Genomic DNA, 16,372 nt, shown 5'->3' with positions numbered 1-16,372 from the left:
AAAATGGTCGGTATTGTAATGTTTTTTGTTGCCTTGTTTGCTTTGCTGCTTGGCTTCCCAGTTGCGTTCACCTTTGGTGGTATTGCACTGATATTCGGCGTTTGGGCCGAAGGCATGGATATGTTTGCTTTCATGCCATATCGCATCCAATCCATCATGGAAAACACGGTATTGATGGCAGTGCCATTGTTCGTTTTCATGGGTTTGGTTCTTCAAAAAACACGTCTAGCGGAACAGCTGCTTGAATCCATGGGTAAGCTGTTTGGTGGTGTGCGCGGTGGTATCGCGATTTCTACCGTGTTAGTGGGTGCTTTACTGGCGGCGTCTACAGGCGTTGTTGGTGCGTCTGTTGTAGCGATGGGGCTTATCTCTCTGCCAGTTATGCTCAAGTACAACTACGACAAAGGGCTGGCGTGCGGAACGATTTGTGCCTCAGGTACGTTAGGCCAAATCATTCCACCCTCTATCGTCTTAATCCTTCTTGGTGATGTGTTAGGTGTACCCGTTGGGGATTTGTTTCAGGCAGCAGTTTGGCCGGGGCTCGTTTTAGTTGGCGCTTACGTTCTCTATATTCTGATTTACGCCAAACTGAATCCAGAAGCTGCGCAGCCAATTCCTCGTGATGAATCGGTAAGCCGTAAGCAGGAAGTCATCACTGCGCTTAAAGCTGTGATCCCGCCACTTGCGCTTATCGTAGTGGTACTTGGTTCCATCTTTGCTGGTGTTGCGACGCCAACAGAATCCGCTGCGCTTGGTGGGGCTGGTGCGATAGTTCTGTCTCTGCTTTACAAGCAATTCAGCTGGAACATGGTGTATGAAGCGTCGAAAGAGACGGTTAAAGTGACCGCTATGGTGTTTGCGATTCTACTTGGTGCTACAGCGTTCTCTATGGCATTTACTTACACGGGTGGTGACTACCTGGTTGAAGAGTGGATGCTACAAATACCGGGTGAGAAATGGGGCTTCCTGATCATCACTATGTTAGTGATTCTGGTTCTGGGCTTCTTCATCGACTTTGTGGAAATCTGTTTTATCATCGTTCCAATCATCGCACCCGTTGCCGAGATTATGGGCATCAACATGACTTGGTTTGCGATCTTGATTGCGATGAACCTGCAGACTTCCTTCCTGACCCCACCATTTGGTTTCAGCCTGTTTTATCTCAAAGGTGTAGCACCGAAAGGGGTGACAACTCGAGACATATACCGAGGCGTGATGCCATTCATCGGTATTCAGATCCTCGTGTTGGCATCACTGTTAGTCTTCCCTGGATTCTATGGAATGTGATCGCCCGATTACAGAAATGTAACAACTCTTGCTAAAGTAAAGCTGCTCGTATGGGCAGCTTTTTAGTATGGGAGAAGGAATGCCTCTAAAAGCTAAGTTGATTTTGTTGAGCTTGTTGCCGCTATTGTTAGTGATGGCGCTGACAAGTTGGATCGCTATCTACCAAACCAAAACGCTGGGTGACAAAGAAGTGAAAATCTTCCATTCCAGCCTCATTAAGTCAAAAGAATCGGCGCTCAAGGATCTGGTTGATTTGGCCTTTGATGCCATTGAGCACATCTATAACGATCCTAATATCGAAGAGCATCAGGCCAAGGAGCAGGTCAAAGCGATCATCAGTCGTCTGCAATATGGTACAGATGGCTACTTCTTTGTTTACGATAAGAACGGGACTAACTTAGTTCACCCTATTATGCCTGAGCTGGTGGGGCAAAACCTGCTGCACATTCAGGATGAAAACGGCAACCACTTAATTGAATCTTTATTGGCGCAGGCAAAATCCGGTGGCGGTTTTCATCAGTATTTGTGGCAAAAGCCATCCACAGGAGAAAGCGTTCCTAAACTGAGTTACGCGGCTTGGTTAAGCAAATGGAACTGGATGATCGGTACGGGTTTGTACATTGAAGATGTCACTGAAGAAGTGGCAAACCTCCAATTAGCGGTCAACGATAATATCGAGACGACCTTCTTTTCACTCATTGTGATTGTAGTGGTGACCGTTGCGGTGATTCTGGTTCTGACATTAGCCGTTAATTTACATGAGCATCGACTGGCGGATAAGAGCTTAAAAGAGCTGGCGCATAAAACCGTGATGTTTCAGGAAGACGAGAAAAAGCATTTAGCGAGGGAGCTTCACGATGGTATCAACCAGCTTCTGATCTCAAGCAAATGCCATTTGGAGTTGCTTGGCACTAAACTTGATGACGAAACTCAAAAGCAGCATCTGGCTAAATCGCAAAATTCTCTCATGACAGCGATTAATGAAGTTAGGCATATTTCTCATCAGTTAAGACCGAGTGCCCTTGATGATATCGGTCTTGAGGCTGCGATGACGACTTTGCTGACGGACTTTAAAGCGCATTCTGGCGTCGATGTTGAGGCGTCATTGTCAACCAGTCAGAGCAGGCTAAAATCAGAGGTAGCGACCACGCTTTACCGAGTGGCACAGGAGTCGCTGACCAATATAGAGAAGCACTCCCAAGCCAAGCAGGTGACGGTGATACTGCAGCAATTGGGTGACATGCTTCAACTGATCATACGTGATGATGGTGTCGGATTTGATGTAGGCTCGACGTTAAGGAAGTCGGGTATTGGTTTACGCAATATGCGTGAGCGAGTAGAGTTTTTGGGCGGCGATTTTGAGCTTGAAAGCGAACCAGGGTTTGGTACAGAGATTACCGTTCTGTTGAAATTAGATGGATTAATATATGGATAAACCGATCAAAGTGGTGATAGTGGACGATCACCAGGTCGTCTTAGATGGATTTATCGCTCGGCTCCAACTGGAACCAGAAATTGAGGTGATTGGCTCGGCCAGCAATGGCTTGGAGGCGATTGAAAAGGTTAAGGAGCTAACTCCAGACGTTGTGTTGATGGATGTGAGTATGCCATTAATGAACGGCATCGATGCCACGCGTCTTATCAAGGAAGAGCTGCCAGAGATTAAGGTGTTGATGCTGACCATGCATGATAACCGCGAATACATCATGAAGGTGATGCAGGCTGGTGCTGTTGGCTACATGCTGAAAGAGATTTGTGCCCGTCGGATGGTGCAGGCGATTAAAACGGTTTACCAAGGCTCCACCTATTTTTGCGAATCGGTTACACAAACCTTGTTTTCTCAAGAAGTGATTCCTGCTGCGCAAAAACCTAACCCTCTCAGTCGACGCGAGGAAGCCGTTCTTAAATTGGTTGCGGAAGGAAACAGCAGCAAAAAAATTGCAGCGCTGCTCAGTATTAGTTATCGAACCGTTGAAACCCATCGACAGAACATCAAGCAGAAACTGGATTTGCACAGTACGGCTGAACTCGCAAAGTACGCAGTGGAGCAGGGGCTGCTCGGCTAATCCCAAGTGTAATGAATGTAAGTGTTTGAGAGTTAATATCGGGAACGTGTTAGGATGAAGTATTCGAACACGTTCTTGTTTTATTGTTATGACCTATCCTAAGAATACCCATCAAGATTACCACGCACACGTCTATTTTGACGCTAACAGCAACGATTTTGCTTCTGAACTGAGGGAGCAAATCCGTCGCGAGTTTGACTTGTCTGTCGGGCGCTTCAACCAGAAACTCGTCGGCCCTCATACGATGTGGAGCTTTTCTGTGACGTTTACAGCGGGTGACTTCGATGCTCTTATCCCGTGGTTGGATAAATCCCGTGGCGAGTTGTCAGTTTTGGTCCATGCGCTAACAGATAATGACTTAGAAGATCATACGGAGTTTGCCTACTGGTTGGGTAAACCTGTTGAACTGAATCTATCTTCGTTTTAGATAACTTGCATTTATCACGCAAATTTATTGGTTTTATCTATCACTTGTGGAAATGATATTTTTAGAAGTTTTTATGTCTACCTTACTGATTAGACTTGGATAATTTACTATTTTAACGATAATGGCTATCACTGTTAATTATGATTAATCACTAATCATTAACTTTTTCAGCTTGGTTTATGTACTGTCTTGGCCCATACGGATGTTCGGGGAATGCCAGGAGGGCCAGTCATCATACTACTAGGCTGAAAAGTGCAGTTTGATTAAGCGCGCAGCCTAGGCTATTTGCCAAGAGGTATACGTGTTTAGTTTTAAAGCCAAGCTACTTATCAGCAAACTTTCGCTACTGGTTATTTCACTCGTTGCACTCGCTTATTTTCAGTATTCATTTTTGCATAGTGACAGAGAAAAAGAGATCCACAACACCATTGAATCAGTTCTGACTGGTGTAGAGAATACCGTGCAATCTGATATTGATGGGTGGAAAAACCTTGCGTTATCGACCACTCAGACCATTGAACACGAATACGCACCTAAAAGTATCGAACAGATCATTGAACAACCAAAATTAAAAGAGCTGTTTGTCGCGACGGGTATCGGCATAGAAGAAGATGGCGGTATTATTGAAAATGTACCAGGCTGGGTGCCAGACAGCACATGGGATTCTCGTGAACGCCCTTGGTATCAGGATGCAAAGACACATCGTTCTTTGATCATTACTGAGCCCTATATCGATGTTAATACTCAGCAGCAGATGATCTCCATCTCAGCGCCTGTCGTTGTAAAAGGGGAGTTTAAAGGGGTCACTTTCTTTGATGTTAGCCTTGCGGTATTGAGTGAGAAAATTAACCGAATTTCACCATTGAATGCGGGTTATCTGTTTTTGATGACCAAAGACGGCAACATCATTTCTCACCCAAACAAAGACTATAACGGTAAGCAGCTGTCTGAGGTGTACCCAGAGCTAAAACTGGGTGGTGATGACCAGGTACTGACCCTTGATGGTGAAAAGAACATCGTCCAGCAACTACCGTTGACAGGCCATGATTGGATCATCGGTTCTGTACTGAAAGAAGATATTGTTTTCCAATCACTGGATGACATGCGTGACCAGACGTTGATGTATCTTCTGGCCGTCATCATGATCTCAGTTGTTGTGTTGGGCTTCGTGGTCAACCTACTGATGAAGCCGCTATCGAACATGACGACTGGCATTAACAGTATCTCGGGCGAAGGTGATAAGAAAGATCTAACTTACCGCCTTGAAACTAAAGTTGATAAAGAGTTTGCACATATTGCGGGCGCGTTTAACGGCTTTGTTGAAATGCTACAAAACAATATTCAAACCTCTAAACTATTTGCCAATGACCTGACTTCGACAACCAGAACTGCTGTGGAGAACTCGGAGCGCTCTGAAGCTTCCATCCTTAAACAACAGCAAGAAGTTGAGCAGCTTGTGACGGCATTGAATGAAATGAGCAGCACCGCGCAGGAAATGGCGCGCAACACTCAAAGTGCGGCTCACGCCGCCAGTCAGGCACACGACGCATCGGTTGAAGGTGTTCAGACGGCGGTAAACGCCAGCTGCATCATCGGAGAGCTGTCAGCGCAGGTCGCTCAGTCTGAACAGGATGTCAAACAGCTCAATGTGTCTGCCGATAACATTAAGGGAATTCTGAGCGTCATTTCTGACATTTCAGATCAAACCAATTTGTTGGCACTGAATGCAGCGATTGAAGCAGCACGAGCAGGGGATTCAGGTCGAGGTTTTGCTGTTGTTGCCGATGAAGTTCGCCAGCTTGCACTGCGTACACAAAGCGCAACGGCGGATATTGGTAAAATTCTCGAAGAGCTGGAGACTGGTACTGAGCAAGTAGGGCAGTCTATGTCAGTCAGCCTGACCAAAGCGGATGAGGCGATTAGTGGAATGAAGCAGGTTGAGATGGGTCTTAATACTATTAATGAGTCTGTTCAATCGATCAACGATATGAACGTACAGATCGCGACTGCCGCTGAAGAACAAAGTTTAGTTGTCGAAGAGATCAGCACCAATGCGACAAACATCTATACCTTATCCAGCGAGGTGACGGATCTGGTGTCGAACACGCGAACAGCTGTTCAGAAACTGAAAGACCAAAACGAATCTGACAAATCCCTCGAAGCATTCGTTGTTTAAATAGGAAAGACCGCCATCGGCGGTCTTTTTTTACAGGCAGAAATGACAATTCTCCGCATCTAATCCATAAGCGCCTTTGCGGCTGGCTAGGTGCTTTCTCCCTTCTTCGAACCCCATGAAATAACCTTCATCTAAAGCCAGTTTTTTCATTGTTAATCGTTTCACGGTGAAATTCTCTGGTGGCGCGATGACACGCACTTTAACCCCTTCTGGTGGATTGCGAATAAAGGCTAACGCTTGGTTGTATCCTTCGGCTCTTCTAGTCAGTGCCTCGGCAATTTTCGGGTATTTACGTAGCAGCTTTTTGATTACCCAAGAGCTTTTCGGCTTAGGCATCTCGTAGCTGAGTGGGTGAGATAGGACAACCGTAATGTCCGTCGCACCGCGGCGATACGCCTCCATCACAGGAATGGAGTCTGCGACGCCGCCATCGGTGTAGCAGCCACCAGAGAAGCAGGGCGTTGTTTTATACGCTATAGGCAGTGCGCTGGTGGCTTCAATGATCTGGCTGAGATTGCTGTGATTGAGCTGGTAGTAGTCAGCTTGTCCCGTATTGATATTAGTGGCAACAGCCAGCATTGGGGCCGACTGGAACACTTGGTGTGTGTCTAGCGGATAGCGCTTCTCGGATTCTGACACCAACCAATGCACGTCAATAAGATCACCACCTTTTACAAACCGTTTAGGGTTGTAAAAATCTCGGTCAGTGGCCAGTTCAGTAATGACATGATAGCTACGGCCGATCTGCTTACCAAGATAGCCGAGTAGATTGGACGCACCCGCCGAAACGCCAATGACAAAGTCATAAGGGTAGTAATCATCGTCAATAAATGTATCGAGCACACCCGCAGCAAAAATGCCGCGCATTGCGCCTCCTTCAACAACAAGAGCCTTCACTATCTTGTCCTCAACCAATTGTTTTATCCAGAATAACGCCAGCGAACGACATCGGATAATCGGATCTAGGCATCATTGAAATAGGCAAAAACTATAGATAGGAAACTCCTATTGAAAGTATAGAAATGAACGTTTTTAACTATCTTATCGTGATGGATATAGTGAAGTCATTGAAGGGCAACAGCCTAAGAATATTGAAATTAATGAGGAATGCATGATGACAAACCAAATTAACTTAATCGGCCTAAACAACGAAAAATCACAAGCACTGGCGGCCGAGTTGAATGCGTTGTTAGCGCACTACCAAGTGCTTTACATGAACACCCGCGGTTATCACTGGAACATCAAAGGTCAGCAGTTTTTCGAATTGCATGTGAAATTTGAAGAGATCTACACAGATCTTCAAACCAAAATTGATGAGTTGGCGGAACGTATTCTGACGATTGGATCAACGCCAGACCACAGCTTTAGCCAATACTTGGCCAAGAGTGATATTGAAGAACACCAGAATGCGACAACAGGTAAAGAATGTGTGAGAGGCCTTGTTCATGGTTTCAGCACGTTACTGACTCAGCAACGCGCTATTTTGGCTCAAGCTGAGGATGCAGAAGATGAAGGTACAGCTGCCTTGATGGGTGACTACATTCGAGAGCAAGAAAAGCTAATGTGGATGCTTAATGCATATATGCAATAAAGATACTGTTTAAATAAACAGTCTTTTTCTTGAACTATTGGTGAGGATATCTATACTGTATATAAATACAGTTTCTGGAGGTGAGTTATGTTGTGGGAAACCCTTGAACGTGTTAATCGCCTGCGTCAGGAGGCGCTTAACGACCCAGAATTTATTCGCTCGGCAAAAGCGCATGAGAAAGCGTTAGAATCTCAAGAGGTTCACTATATAGGGACTTCAAAGCGTTCAGCTAAGTCGAAAAAAACAAAAGCGCTATCGGACATTTACCAGCAGTCAGAATTCGGGTATGACCCTTCTGGCTCTCACCATTAATCTACAATAAAGTGGGGCGACAGTGCCCCGCTTTTTTTCGTTCTCTCGTTTGGGTATTCACAGTCAACCAACCCCTCTTGATGGTTTCATACATTCTTTGGTTTGATTTCTTGATAATTTATTGATTTGCCAATTTGTTTCGTGGTGGTTTTAAATTCTAATATATATTGCATATGTGGAATTAAATATTACCATGGCGACTTGGTTTGATCAGTAACAATGAAGTGTTTGATTATGAACCTATCTTTGCGACAGCAATCACAACTGCTCTGCCGCTTATTGATATTTCTTCGTAATATGACCACTTCCATAGCGTTCGAATTTATAATCCGGAAACAACAATGAACAACAAACTCGGGCTCAGTTCTCTTACTGCGATCGTCATTGGCTCAATGATAGGCGCAGGTGTATTTAGCTTGCCACAAAACATGGCTGCTGTTGCGAGCCCCGCTGCCGTGATGATCGGTTGGTCGATCACGGGGATCGGCATGGTTTTTCTCGCTCTCTCATTTCAAAAGTTAGCTTTCCACAAGCCTCATATCGAGAGTGGTGTATTCGGCTACGCCAAAGAAGGGTTTGGCGATTTCGTCGGCTTTTGCTCTGCGTGGGGGTATTGGCTCAGTGCGATGTTAGCCAATGTCTCTTATTTGGTGATTGTGTTTAGCACGTTGGGTATGCTGTTTGACACACCAGACAATATTATTTTTGGTCAGGGTAATACTTGGGTGTCGATCTTAGGCGCTTCTGCCTTGTTGTGGATGGTGCATGCTCTGGTTTTACGCGGCGTCCAGACTGCGGCTTTGATTAACATGGTCACGACTTACGCCAAGTTGGTGCCGCTATTTGTTTTCATACTATGTGCTCTGTTTGCTTTTAGCTGGGACACATTTACGCTCGATTTTAGTGGCCTTCATTTCGGTGAAGGACATGGGTTATTGGAGCAAGTAAAAAGTACCATGCTGGTGACCGTTTGGGTCTTCATCGGTATTGAAGGCGCGGTGGTCGTATCAAGTCGAGCTCGAAACCGGAAAGACATTGGCCGCGCAACGATATTAGGCCTGCTTACCGCGTTATCTATCTATGTGTTAGTGACGTTACTGTCGATGGGCGTTATTAAACCAACGGAACTCGCCCACTATCAGAACCCTTCAATGGCAAAAGTGCTGACTCATATCCTTGGGCCTTGGGGGCAATACGTTATAAGTATTGGTTTATTGGTGTCTGTTTGTGGTGCATTTTTGAGCTGGACGGTTTTGGCGTCAGAAGCTCCGTATCTATGTGCCAAAGAGAAAATGTTCCCAGCCAAGTACGCTAAGTTAAACAAGGCGGGCAGTCCGGTAAGACCGTTAACCCTGACCAATGTTTGGGTTCAAATCTCTCTCATCTTTGTGATGTTCGCGGGTAGCACGTACGATACCTTACTGATTATTGCCTCCGAAATGATCCTAGTGCCTTACTTTTTGGTGGGCGCATTTGTACTAAAACTGGCGCTAGAGCAGAAAAATAAAGGCAGCCTGCTAGCCATTGGTATCGGTGCAACCTTGTATGGGCTTTGGTTGCTGTACGCTTCCGGGCTCAATTATTTACTGCTTTCTGCCATTCTTTATCTGCCGGGTTTGTACTTTTACATTCAGGCTAAAAAAGAGCAGGGTATTAACCCATTCGAAGGTAAAGAGAAGGTAGGGGCTGGACTATTGAGTGTGGTCGCCGTGTTGGCTGTTGGCCTGTTGTGGCAAGGCATGATTAGCCTTTCATTTTAAAAAAATCCCCCAACTGGGGGATTTTTTATGAGCGTTTTAGTACAACTCGGTTTTTGGCGCTTTCTGCAATGGTGAACAGCAAGCCTGCCCATATTAGGCTGAAACTCACTAGTTTGACTTCATCGAAGACTTCGCCAAATAAATAGATCGCCAACAAAAACTGGATAGACGGCTCAATATATTGCATTAGGCCGACGGTCGACATACTGGTTAAACGAATCGCGAGAGAATAGAAAAGCAGTGGAATCAAAGTCGCCGGAGCTGCGCCAACGTAGAGGGCAAAAGTCTCCCAGCCAGAGTTAAGAGATTCCGTTCCAACCGTCGCTTCTTTGAAAATAAGGTAGCCCAGTGCAAATGGCGTCAGTGCTAGAGCTTCAACAAACAGACAGGTGCTCCACTCGTATCGGATCTTTTTCTTGCACCAACCATACAGCGTAAAGAAGATCGCCATCGTGAGTGCGATAACGGGTACCTGTCCATATTGCATCACTTGATAGCTTAAACCAGCGCTGGCCAGCACCAGCGCGACCTTCTTGCCAAGTGAAAGCTTTTCTCCCAACACAAATACGCCCAGTGCCGTCATCGTCAATGGGCTGATAAAAAAGCCTAAGCTGGCATCGATAACGCGATCATTGGTGATTGCCCATGTGAAAGCGCACCAGGAGATAGACATCAAGGTACTACCAAGGAATGTAATGGCAAGAGAGCGGCGATCCGCGAAAATAGCTGAAAAGTCAGGCATTCGCTTGGTGACAAATAACACAATCAGTATGCCAAAGGGCACAGACGCGACCAATCGAACGGTAAGTAGCTCGTCTAAAGCCGCGTTAGGCAAATATTGATAATAGAGTGGCAGTAAACCCCATAGAAGGAATGAAAGCGCTGCCATCCAGTTACCGGTACGTTCTTGTGACATCGAATAAACCTAGCGATTAATATGCGTGCAATGTATGCGCAAAACTGCGTATTGTAAAGAAGTTTGTTGTGTCGTTGTTTTCTGGTTTTTATTCATTTAAAAACAATGAGGTACAATGATTTGATTAAGTGATTATACAGTGTATCAAGATCACAGGCTCAAAACTAAGCGCTAAAGATTTTCTTTTAATAGTCGACAGTTATACTATCTGGAAATTTAATTGATATTGGTGACGAAAAACCACCAGTACAAGGTAAGGATCTTCGGGACGCTATCACTCGAAGTAATAGGAGATTGTTGATGAGTGATTTTGAACAAAAACGTAAATTCTATCGCTTGAAATACCCAAGAAGAGCACGGCCTTCTGTGCGTATTTCTAACGAGCTGTTTCACGTGACCGAAGTTTCTGAAGGTGGTATTCGAGTTGTAAAGAATACATTTACCGACTGGTACAAAGGGCTGGCTATGTCAGGTACCCTCAATTTACACAACAACAAGCAAGTGACTTTTGAAGGCGCAGTGCTTCGTTTTGATCAGAATGAAGTGATTGTGAAGCTAAAGAAAGGACCAACGTTTAAGAATATGGTCGAAGAGCAACGCCATATTCGCCAGAAGTACCCAACGTATTTCTCCCGACCAATTACCGAAGTCGCATAAATACAATCTTAACTGTTACATCAATGTAATTTTTAAACCGCTGGCACTCATGCCCAGCGGTTTTTTCTAATTAGAATCGAAGATGCCAAGCAGATGGTGATCATCACCACGCCTGTGCTCACTTATGTTTGTGATAAAAACACAGTAAATTTAAAATCAACGGGTTAGGTGAGTTGGTGAAGAGATACTACGCAACCAAAGTGCGCATGCGCGTTTTGTTCAGGCGTTATTTCAATCTTTCTGTAGAGGAATCAGGGAGATTTGTTGAAAATCGGGCATTTAGAAATGAGCATGCGTAGTATACAAATGTTATGTGTAAAAGAGGATTATTATGTACTACCTTCCCAAGTTGTTGGCTGAGAAGTTTGCTTACTTTAACAAGTTTTCAATATTGAGTATTTGGGCAATATCCTTCATTTCGATGGTTTTATTTGCATTTATCGCGTCGGTGATAGCTTCATTGAACGAACTATTAGTTGCTCCGGCATTTAGCATTTACTTGTTGTTTGTCTTGGGTATGATTTCGGCGAAGTTTTTCTCAAGAAAGAAAGTCATCTTAACCGGCCCAATTGCAGTAAAAATTGCTGCAACGGACGCAGGTGAGTCGGTCGCCAAAGTTGGAAAAACTCTTTCAGAAATAGTTTTCCTGTTATTCTTTTACTTTTTTCTGTTTGGGTGCGTATTTTTTGTATTGTCACCTTTACTATTTTTGGCAAACACATAACAAAGCATTTAAGAGTGATTCCCAACGCTCGGCATTTTGGGCGCCATCGTTGGGTTTCGTATTTACGGTGGTATGGTTAGGTTTGTGGTAGCGTTGCTCACACCTTAATGCGGCGTTAAGTGCTTATCAAAAACAATAGGTTAAAAGATATAAAGTGGATCTAAGAGTAAAAATGAATGTCGATGAACCGACATTATACGAATTAAGCTTTTTTTCACTCGATCTTCTTAGGTTGAGTGTTGTCGCTAGTCTAATCGAAGAGTCTCAAGATGTGAGCAAGGACTCCAAGCTAAAGACTGCAAAAAATATAGACAAATCTTATCTGAATAGAAACTCACTTGGTTCCTATTATAAAAAGCACAACAAGGACATTAAAGTAAAGGAGTTTAAAGAGGGTAGTATAGAACTGGTTATATCGGACATATTGCCTGTTGCCGGAGTTATAGTACCAATCATCCTTTACTACCTAAACAAACGTGATAATGCAGGTAACCAAGTTATTAATTTTACTATAGACTCCAACGATGCAGAAATGGTTAGGTTTCTCAACGATGTTAGCAATCGTTACTTTGGTAGTTTCGATGAATGTTACGACTATATTAGGCAGACCCTAGAAGATCGCGGTTATAATTTTGAAGCAATATCAGACAACACTTATCGAGCCTTAAAAGCCAACACTTCTCGCTTGGAGGATGTTGTATTGACTACCAGAAGAATAAGTCGAAATTAGCACTTAACAAACTGTTCAAGAGGGATTCGCAACGCGTGGCATTTTCACTATGCGTTGGTTTTAGTGATTAAGGTGGTTTTCAGAGGCATCAGTATTGCGTTGCTCACCCCTTAACAGAGCGTTATGTGGAGAAAGTATGAGTAAAATATGGCGAGAGTTAGCGGACCCTAAAGTGCACTCTGATTTCATGAGCTCATATAATGAAGGTGGTGTACCTGTAAAGAAAAGTAGGGATAACCTTTTGGAGCAATGGGTTTACTTTGTCAACGTATGTGGTTTTACATTTCAATTTGTCAGTATTGAGCAGATCATTGAATGCAAAGCGTATTTTGTGCAGAAAGTTCATCCCTCAACGCGTGACTCTCACCCACCATCTGAACATTTTTGGCATCCTTGGTATTGTAAATTACCAAAAGGCTTAAACAAAACATCCAATCGTAAAAGAGTTCTAAAGGCATTAGATTGTGCGTTGCAAAAGTGGAGCTAGTCTCCACATAACCAAGCGTTCAATTGGACAGTTAACGCTTGACAGTTTTGGCTCACAGTTTAGCTTTAGTGTTTATGCCACAATGATTTAAATTTGTGGTAGCGTTGCCTGCCCATTAACGCGGCGTTATGGTGCAGCAAAGTTTATTCTTGTTTGGCTTGTTGGTTTATCGCTCGCTGCGTGTTTCAAAGCAGTTTTTGCTCAATCACTTGATTCCAAATTTTGCTCTCTGGTGAAAAGCCGCTTTGAGTAAGTTGTTAAGGCTAATCTGCCGTTTGAAATTGGCTCCCAAGTGGGTTTGGAATTGCGGCAATTAGCTGAATCTTGGCTTTAGTGGGGCGGCCCTTCTTAGTTTTAGTTGGCCGTATCTCTGTTGTAGGTTTCTTCTTCGGGCTTTAATTGGTTGCTGCATAGCGGTTTGTTTGGTTTCGTGGCCGCAAAGAAGCTCATGCTTTGCTGTGAGTGTAGTGGCTGCCTTAACCTTCCATAACCAAGCGTTCAATTGGACATCCAACGCTTGGCAGTTTTGGTTCACAGTTTGGCATTAGTGTTTATGCCACAATGGGTTAAGTATGTGGTAGCGTTGTCTGCCCATTAACGCGGCGTTATGTGTCAGGAGGCAAACATGCAAAAAAAGGTGATGTTTGCAGATTTCGCAAACACAGATTTAGTTGAGTTTAAATATAATATTGACCCTTGGGAGCCTTTGAATAGTTCTATCGAACTGACAACTCATGATAGGGCTGGCGGTTTCCGAAAATTTAAGTTTATGAATGTATCCAATCTAACCATTGAAGAAGGTTTCGATGGTTATCTTGGAGGTATGGCTATTGTGGATATAAGTTGTCGTCAGTGGTCACATGCTCAGATTGAAGTCCAAAATTTTGAGTCGGGTCCGGGAATTCGTTTTTTAGCAATGAGTTTAGAAAGCTCAACTGCTGAAGAGTTTGACACATAACAAAGCAATCAAGGTGATGCTTTTTACTCGGCGGTTTTGGTTCGGAGTTCAGTGTGCTTGGTGAGTTTATCGTGGCACACCTTATTGCAAGCGTTATGGTGCAGCAAGATTTAGTTGTTATTTGTCTTGGTGGTTTGGCGTTAGAGGTGAGTTTCATAGCCATTCTCACATGTCCACTAGGTTCCAAATTTTATCTCTGGTGAAAAGCCGCTTTGAGTTTTTCATTAAGGCTAATCTGCCGTTTGCGTTCTGCTTCCAAGTGATATCGGTATTGCGGCAATTACCTGAAACTTGGCTTCAGCGGGGCGGCCCTTCTTTGTTTTAGTTCGCTGTATCGTTGTTGTTAGGTTTCTTCTTTGGACTCATTGGGTTGCTGCATACAAGTTTGTTGTGTTTTGTGGTTGCAAAGCGCTCGTATTGTACGGTGAGTGTAGTGGTTGTCTCAGGTTTCCATAACCAAGCGTTTAATCGGACAACCAACGCTTGGCAGTTTTGGCTCACAGTTTAGTTTTTGTGTTTATGGCACAATGGCTTAAGTTGGTGGCAGCGTTGTTTGCCCATTAACGCGGCGTTATGGTGCAGCAAGATTTAGTTCTTGTTTGGTTTGTTGGTTCAGCATTCGCTGCGAGTTTCATTGCCACCCTTACATGTCCACTAGGTTCAAAGTTATATCTCTGGTGAAAAGCCGCTTTGAGTGTTCCATGAATGCTAATCTGCCGTTTGCATCTATTTACCAAGTGAAATTAGTACAGCGGCAATTAGCTGAATCTTGGCTCCAGTGGGGCGGCCCTTCTTTGTATCAATTGGCCGTATCGTTGCTGTTAGGTTTCTTCTTTGGGCTTCATGTGGTTGCTGCATAGTGGTTTATGGGGTTTCGTGGCCGCAATGAGCTTACGCTTTGCGGTGAGTACATTGATTGTCTTAGGTTTCCATAACCAAGCGTTTAATCGGACAACCAACGCTTGGCAGTTTTGGTTCACAGTTTGGCATTAGTGTTTATGTCACAATGGTTTAAGTTTGTGGTAGCGTTGTCTGCCCATTAACGCGGCGTTAGTTGGTTCAGTACAGGGAACGAAAAAGTAATGTATAAACAAACGGAAGTTAACAAGATACTGATAGTCATCCTTTCTATTCTCAGTGCAATTATAGTTTTAACATCGAATCACATTGGCAGTATGCTCATAGCGTTGACAGTTAATCTTGTAATCGGTGCATTGTTTTACTCGATGTCTGTTGAGGTAAGTGGTAATAAAGTGTGCTGGTATTTTGGTTTTGGCTTTCTTCGAAAGGAAGTCGAAGTTTCAAGTATTGTAGATATTTCGTCTTATGAAACGAAATGGTATCAAGGCATTGGAGTTCGTTTGCTAAAAGATGGTTGGTTATACAATGTCTCAATAGGTAAGGCTTTGAAATTAAAGATGTCTAATGGCAAAAATATTTACCTAGGGTGCAAAGGCGCTGAATGTCTTCAGCATGCGTTGGAGTCCACCAACTAACAAAGCATTTAAGAGTGATTCGCAACGCTTGGCAGTTTCGCTTCGCTCAAGTATAGCCAAGCGTCGCTCACACCTTAATGCGGCGTTATGTGTTTGGAGACATATGAACGAGTTTTATCGATTAGAAAAAATGATCGCAGAGATACAGACAAAAGTAGAGTTGTATCAAGAATTGTTTGGCTCTGAGGAATCGGTCAAAGCATTGAATCACAGCTTTCCTGAGTGTTTTTCGAATATTCAAGAATCGTTGTTCTTCGAGATTGTCTGTAGAACAAGTGCATTATTTGACCCGGCAGCAACAAGAAGTGATAACAATCTAACCCTTGATTATCTGGTTACGTTAAGTGGGGGGAGTTATTCGAAAGATCTTCACCTGACTCTAGAAAGTATTAAGCTTGATTTTAAAACGACAGGCCTTAAGAAAATTCGAAATAAACTATATGCCCATAACGATTTAAAGTCTTACATGGGTAAAAGGACATTTGTGAATGAAATAAGCTACGAAGGCATGCTTACCTTGTTAAGTCGTTGTTTTTCTTTTGTGCGTACATTAGGCGTTGAAGCCGATAAAATAGATAAAGACCAAATTATTGTTCGTTCTACAACGTTACCAAGCTCTCGTAATGGTAAAATCTTAGTGAGTCGGTTGATAAACACATAACAAAGCATTTAAGAGTGATTCGCAACGCGTAGCATTTTTGCTATGCGTTGCGTTTAGTGTTTAAGGTGGTATGCGGAAGCTTCGGTATTGCGTTGCTCACACCTTAATGCGGCGTTATGTTTAT

General features: G+C 43.8%; 17 protein-coding genes. 15 read left to right on the top strand and 2 right to left on the bottom strand.

The window, feature by feature from the left end; all coding sequences use genetic code 11:
• Nucleotides 1–3 precede the first annotated feature (3 nt).
• The 5 genes from VIC_RS07655 to VIC_RS07635 all read left to right on the top strand — a co-directional run bounded on the left by VIC_RS07655 (nucleotide 4) and on the right by VIC_RS07635 (nucleotide 5,956).
• A complete protein-coding gene (locus tag VIC_RS07655) occupies nucleotides 4–1,287 on the top strand; it encodes a TRAP transporter large permease (protein ID WP_006958853.1) in 1,284 nt (427 codons plus the stop codon).
• A gap of 79 nt (nucleotides 1,288–1,366) precedes the next feature.
• A complete protein-coding gene (locus tag VIC_RS07650; RefSeq protein WP_006958852.1) occupies nucleotides 1,367–2,722 on the top strand; it encodes a cache domain-containing protein in 1,356 nt (451 codons plus the stop codon).
• Complete coding sequence (locus tag VIC_RS07645; protein WP_006958851.1) at nucleotides 2,715–3,353, top strand: response regulator; 639 nt, start codon at nucleotides 2,715–2,717, stop codon at nucleotides 3,351–3,353. Before VIC_RS07650 ends, VIC_RS07645 begins: the two co-directional genes overlap by 8 nt.
• Before the next feature lie 88 nt (nucleotides 3,354–3,441).
• Nucleotides 3,442–3,780, top strand: a complete 339-nt coding sequence (locus VIC_RS07640) for a DOPA 4,5-dioxygenase family protein (protein ID WP_006958850.1) — start codon at nucleotides 3,442–3,444, stop codon at nucleotides 3,778–3,780.
• 301 nt (nucleotides 3,781–4,081) lie between these two features.
• A complete protein-coding gene (locus VIC_RS07635) occupies nucleotides 4,082–5,956 on the top strand; it encodes a methyl-accepting chemotaxis protein (RefSeq protein ID WP_006958849.1) in 1,875 nt (624 codons plus the stop codon).
• A gap of 30 nt (nucleotides 5,957–5,986) precedes the next feature.
• On the opposite strand, the gene VIC_RS07630 is transcribed toward VIC_RS07635, so the two are convergent.
• Nucleotides 5,987–6,853 (bottom strand): patatin-like phospholipase family protein, encoded by an 867-nt coding sequence (locus tag VIC_RS07630; RefSeq protein WP_039951609.1) that lies wholly within the window; start codon nucleotides 6,851–6,853, stop codon nucleotides 5,987–5,989.
• A 217-nt stretch (nucleotides 6,854–7,070) separates the two neighbouring features.
• Here VIC_RS07630 and VIC_RS07625 point away from each other — a divergent pair, with 217 nt between their 5' ends.
• The 3 genes from VIC_RS07625 (at nucleotide 7,071) to VIC_RS07615 (ending at nucleotide 9,619) form a co-directional block, all read left to right on the top strand.
• Nucleotides 7,071–7,547, top strand: coding sequence for a Dps family protein (locus VIC_RS07625; RefSeq protein ID WP_006958847.1), 477 nt, complete (start codon nucleotides 7,071–7,073; stop codon nucleotides 7,545–7,547).
• 87 nt (nucleotides 7,548–7,634) lie between these two features.
• Nucleotides 7,635–7,859 carry a hypothetical protein gene (locus tag VIC_RS07620; protein ID WP_006958846.1) on the top strand — a complete coding sequence of 75 codons (225 nt, stop codon included), beginning with the start codon at nucleotides 7,635–7,637 and terminating at the stop codon, nucleotides 7,857–7,859.
• Nucleotides 7,860–8,200: 341 nt separating this feature from the next.
• Nucleotides 8,201–9,619: a basic amino acid/polyamine antiporter gene (locus tag VIC_RS07615; RefSeq protein WP_006958845.1), complete on the top strand. Its 1,419-nt coding sequence runs from the start codon at nucleotides 8,201–8,203 to the stop codon at nucleotides 9,617–9,619.
• A gap of 25 nt (nucleotides 9,620–9,644) precedes the next feature.
• Here VIC_RS07615 and rarD read toward each other — a convergent pair whose 3' ends face one another.
• The gene (rarD, locus tag VIC_RS07610; protein ID WP_006958844.1) at nucleotides 9,645–10,535 is read right to left on the bottom strand and encodes an EamA family transporter RarD; all 891 of its coding nucleotides are present in this window, start codon (nucleotides 10,533–10,535) and stop codon (nucleotides 9,645–9,647) included.
• A gap of 300 nt (nucleotides 10,536–10,835) precedes the next feature.
• Here rarD and VIC_RS07605 point away from each other — a divergent pair, with 300 nt between their 5' ends.
• The 7 genes from VIC_RS07605 (at nucleotide 10,836) to VIC_RS07575 (ending at nucleotide 16,248) form a co-directional block, all read left to right on the top strand.
• Nucleotides 10,836–11,192 (top strand): PilZ domain-containing protein, encoded by a 357-nt coding sequence (locus tag VIC_RS07605; protein ID WP_006958843.1) that lies wholly within the window; start codon nucleotides 10,836–10,838, stop codon nucleotides 11,190–11,192.
• Nucleotides 11,193–12,088: 896 nt separating this feature from the next.
• On the top strand, nucleotides 12,089–12,646 hold the full coding sequence (locus tag VIC_RS07595) for a hypothetical protein (RefSeq protein ID WP_039951606.1): 558 nt from the start codon (nucleotides 12,089–12,091) through the stop codon (nucleotides 12,644–12,646).
• A 136-nt stretch (nucleotides 12,647–12,782) separates the two neighbouring features.
• Nucleotides 12,783–13,133, top strand: a complete 351-nt coding sequence (locus tag VIC_RS07590) for a hypothetical protein (RefSeq protein WP_039951605.1) — start codon at nucleotides 12,783–12,785, stop codon at nucleotides 13,131–13,133.
• 625 nt (nucleotides 13,134–13,758) lie between these two features.
• Nucleotides 13,759–14,091: a hypothetical protein gene (locus VIC_RS07585; RefSeq protein WP_006958841.1), complete on the top strand. Its 333-nt coding sequence runs from the start codon at nucleotides 13,759–13,761 to the stop codon at nucleotides 14,089–14,091.
• A 701-nt stretch (nucleotides 14,092–14,792) separates the two neighbouring features.
• The gene (locus tag VIC_RS26715; RefSeq protein WP_006958839.1) at nucleotides 14,793–14,951 is read left to right on the top strand and encodes a hypothetical protein; all 159 of its coding nucleotides are present in this window, start codon (nucleotides 14,793–14,795) and stop codon (nucleotides 14,949–14,951) included.
• 222 nt (nucleotides 14,952–15,173) lie between these two features.
• Nucleotides 15,174–15,587, top strand: coding sequence for a hypothetical protein (locus VIC_RS07580; RefSeq protein ID WP_039951603.1), 414 nt, complete (start codon nucleotides 15,174–15,176; stop codon nucleotides 15,585–15,587).
• The gene (locus VIC_RS07575; protein ID WP_006958838.1) at nucleotides 15,565–16,248 is read left to right on the top strand and encodes an AbiU2 domain-containing protein; all 684 of its coding nucleotides are present in this window, start codon (nucleotides 15,565–15,567) and stop codon (nucleotides 16,246–16,248) included. The genes VIC_RS07580 and VIC_RS07575 overlap by 23 nt, the downstream gene beginning before the upstream one ends.
• The last annotated feature ends 124 nt before the right edge of the window (nucleotides 16,249–16,372 follow it).

The sequence above is a fragment of the Vibrio coralliilyticus ATCC BAA-450 genome (assembly GCF_000176135.1).
GTDB classification, from domain to species: domain Bacteria; phylum Pseudomonadota; class Gammaproteobacteria; order Enterobacterales; family Vibrionaceae; genus Vibrio; species Vibrio coralliilyticus.
Note: the sequence above shows the minus strand (reverse complement) of the source record. Positions and strands in the feature narration are given on the sequence as shown.

Excerpts from the sequence above, each read along its gene's own strand:
- VIC_RS07655 (WP_006958853.1), top strand. The coding sequence starts at position 4 with ATGGTCGGTATTGTAATGTTTTTTGTTGCCTTGTTTGCTTTGCTGCTT.
- VIC_RS07650 (WP_006958852.1), top strand. The coding sequence starts at position 1,367 with ATGCCTCTAAAAGCTAAGTTGATTTTGTTGAGCTTGTTGCCGCTATTG.
- VIC_RS07645 (WP_006958851.1), top strand. The coding sequence starts at position 2,715 with ATGGATAAACCGATCAAAGTGGTGATAGTGGACGATCACCAGGTCGTC.
- VIC_RS07640 (WP_006958850.1), top strand. The coding sequence starts at position 3,442 with ATGACCTATCCTAAGAATACCCATCAAGATTACCACGCACACGTCTAT.
- VIC_RS07625 (WP_006958847.1), top strand. The coding sequence starts at position 7,071 with ATGACAAACCAAATTAACTTAATCGGCCTAAACAACGAAAAATCACAA.
- VIC_RS07620 (WP_006958846.1), top strand. The coding sequence starts at position 7,635 with ATGTTGTGGGAAACCCTTGAACGTGTTAATCGCCTGCGTCAGGAGGCG.
- VIC_RS07615 (WP_006958845.1), top strand. The coding sequence starts at position 8,201 with ATGAACAACAAACTCGGGCTCAGTTCTCTTACTGCGATCGTCATTGGC.
- rarD (WP_006958844.1), bottom strand. The coding sequence starts at position 10,535 with ATGTCACAAGAACGTACCGGTAACTGGATGGCAGCGCTTTCATTCCTT.
- VIC_RS07605 (WP_006958843.1), top strand. The coding sequence starts at position 10,836 with ATGAGTGATTTTGAACAAAAACGTAAATTCTATCGCTTGAAATACCCA.
- VIC_RS07595 (WP_039951606.1), top strand. The coding sequence starts at position 12,089 with ATGAATGTCGATGAACCGACATTATACGAATTAAGCTTTTTTTCACTC.
- VIC_RS07590 (WP_039951605.1), top strand. The coding sequence starts at position 12,783 with ATGAGTAAAATATGGCGAGAGTTAGCGGACCCTAAAGTGCACTCTGAT.
- VIC_RS07585 (WP_006958841.1), top strand. The coding sequence starts at position 13,759 with ATGCAAAAAAAGGTGATGTTTGCAGATTTCGCAAACACAGATTTAGTT.
- VIC_RS26715 (WP_006958839.1), top strand. The coding sequence starts at position 14,793 with ATGAATGCTAATCTGCCGTTTGCATCTATTTACCAAGTGAAATTAGTA.
- VIC_RS07580 (WP_039951603.1), top strand. The coding sequence starts at position 15,174 with ATGTATAAACAAACGGAAGTTAACAAGATACTGATAGTCATCCTTTCT.
- VIC_RS07575 (WP_006958838.1), top strand. The coding sequence starts at position 15,565 with ATGCGTTGGAGTCCACCAACTAACAAAGCATTTAAGAGTGATTCGCAA.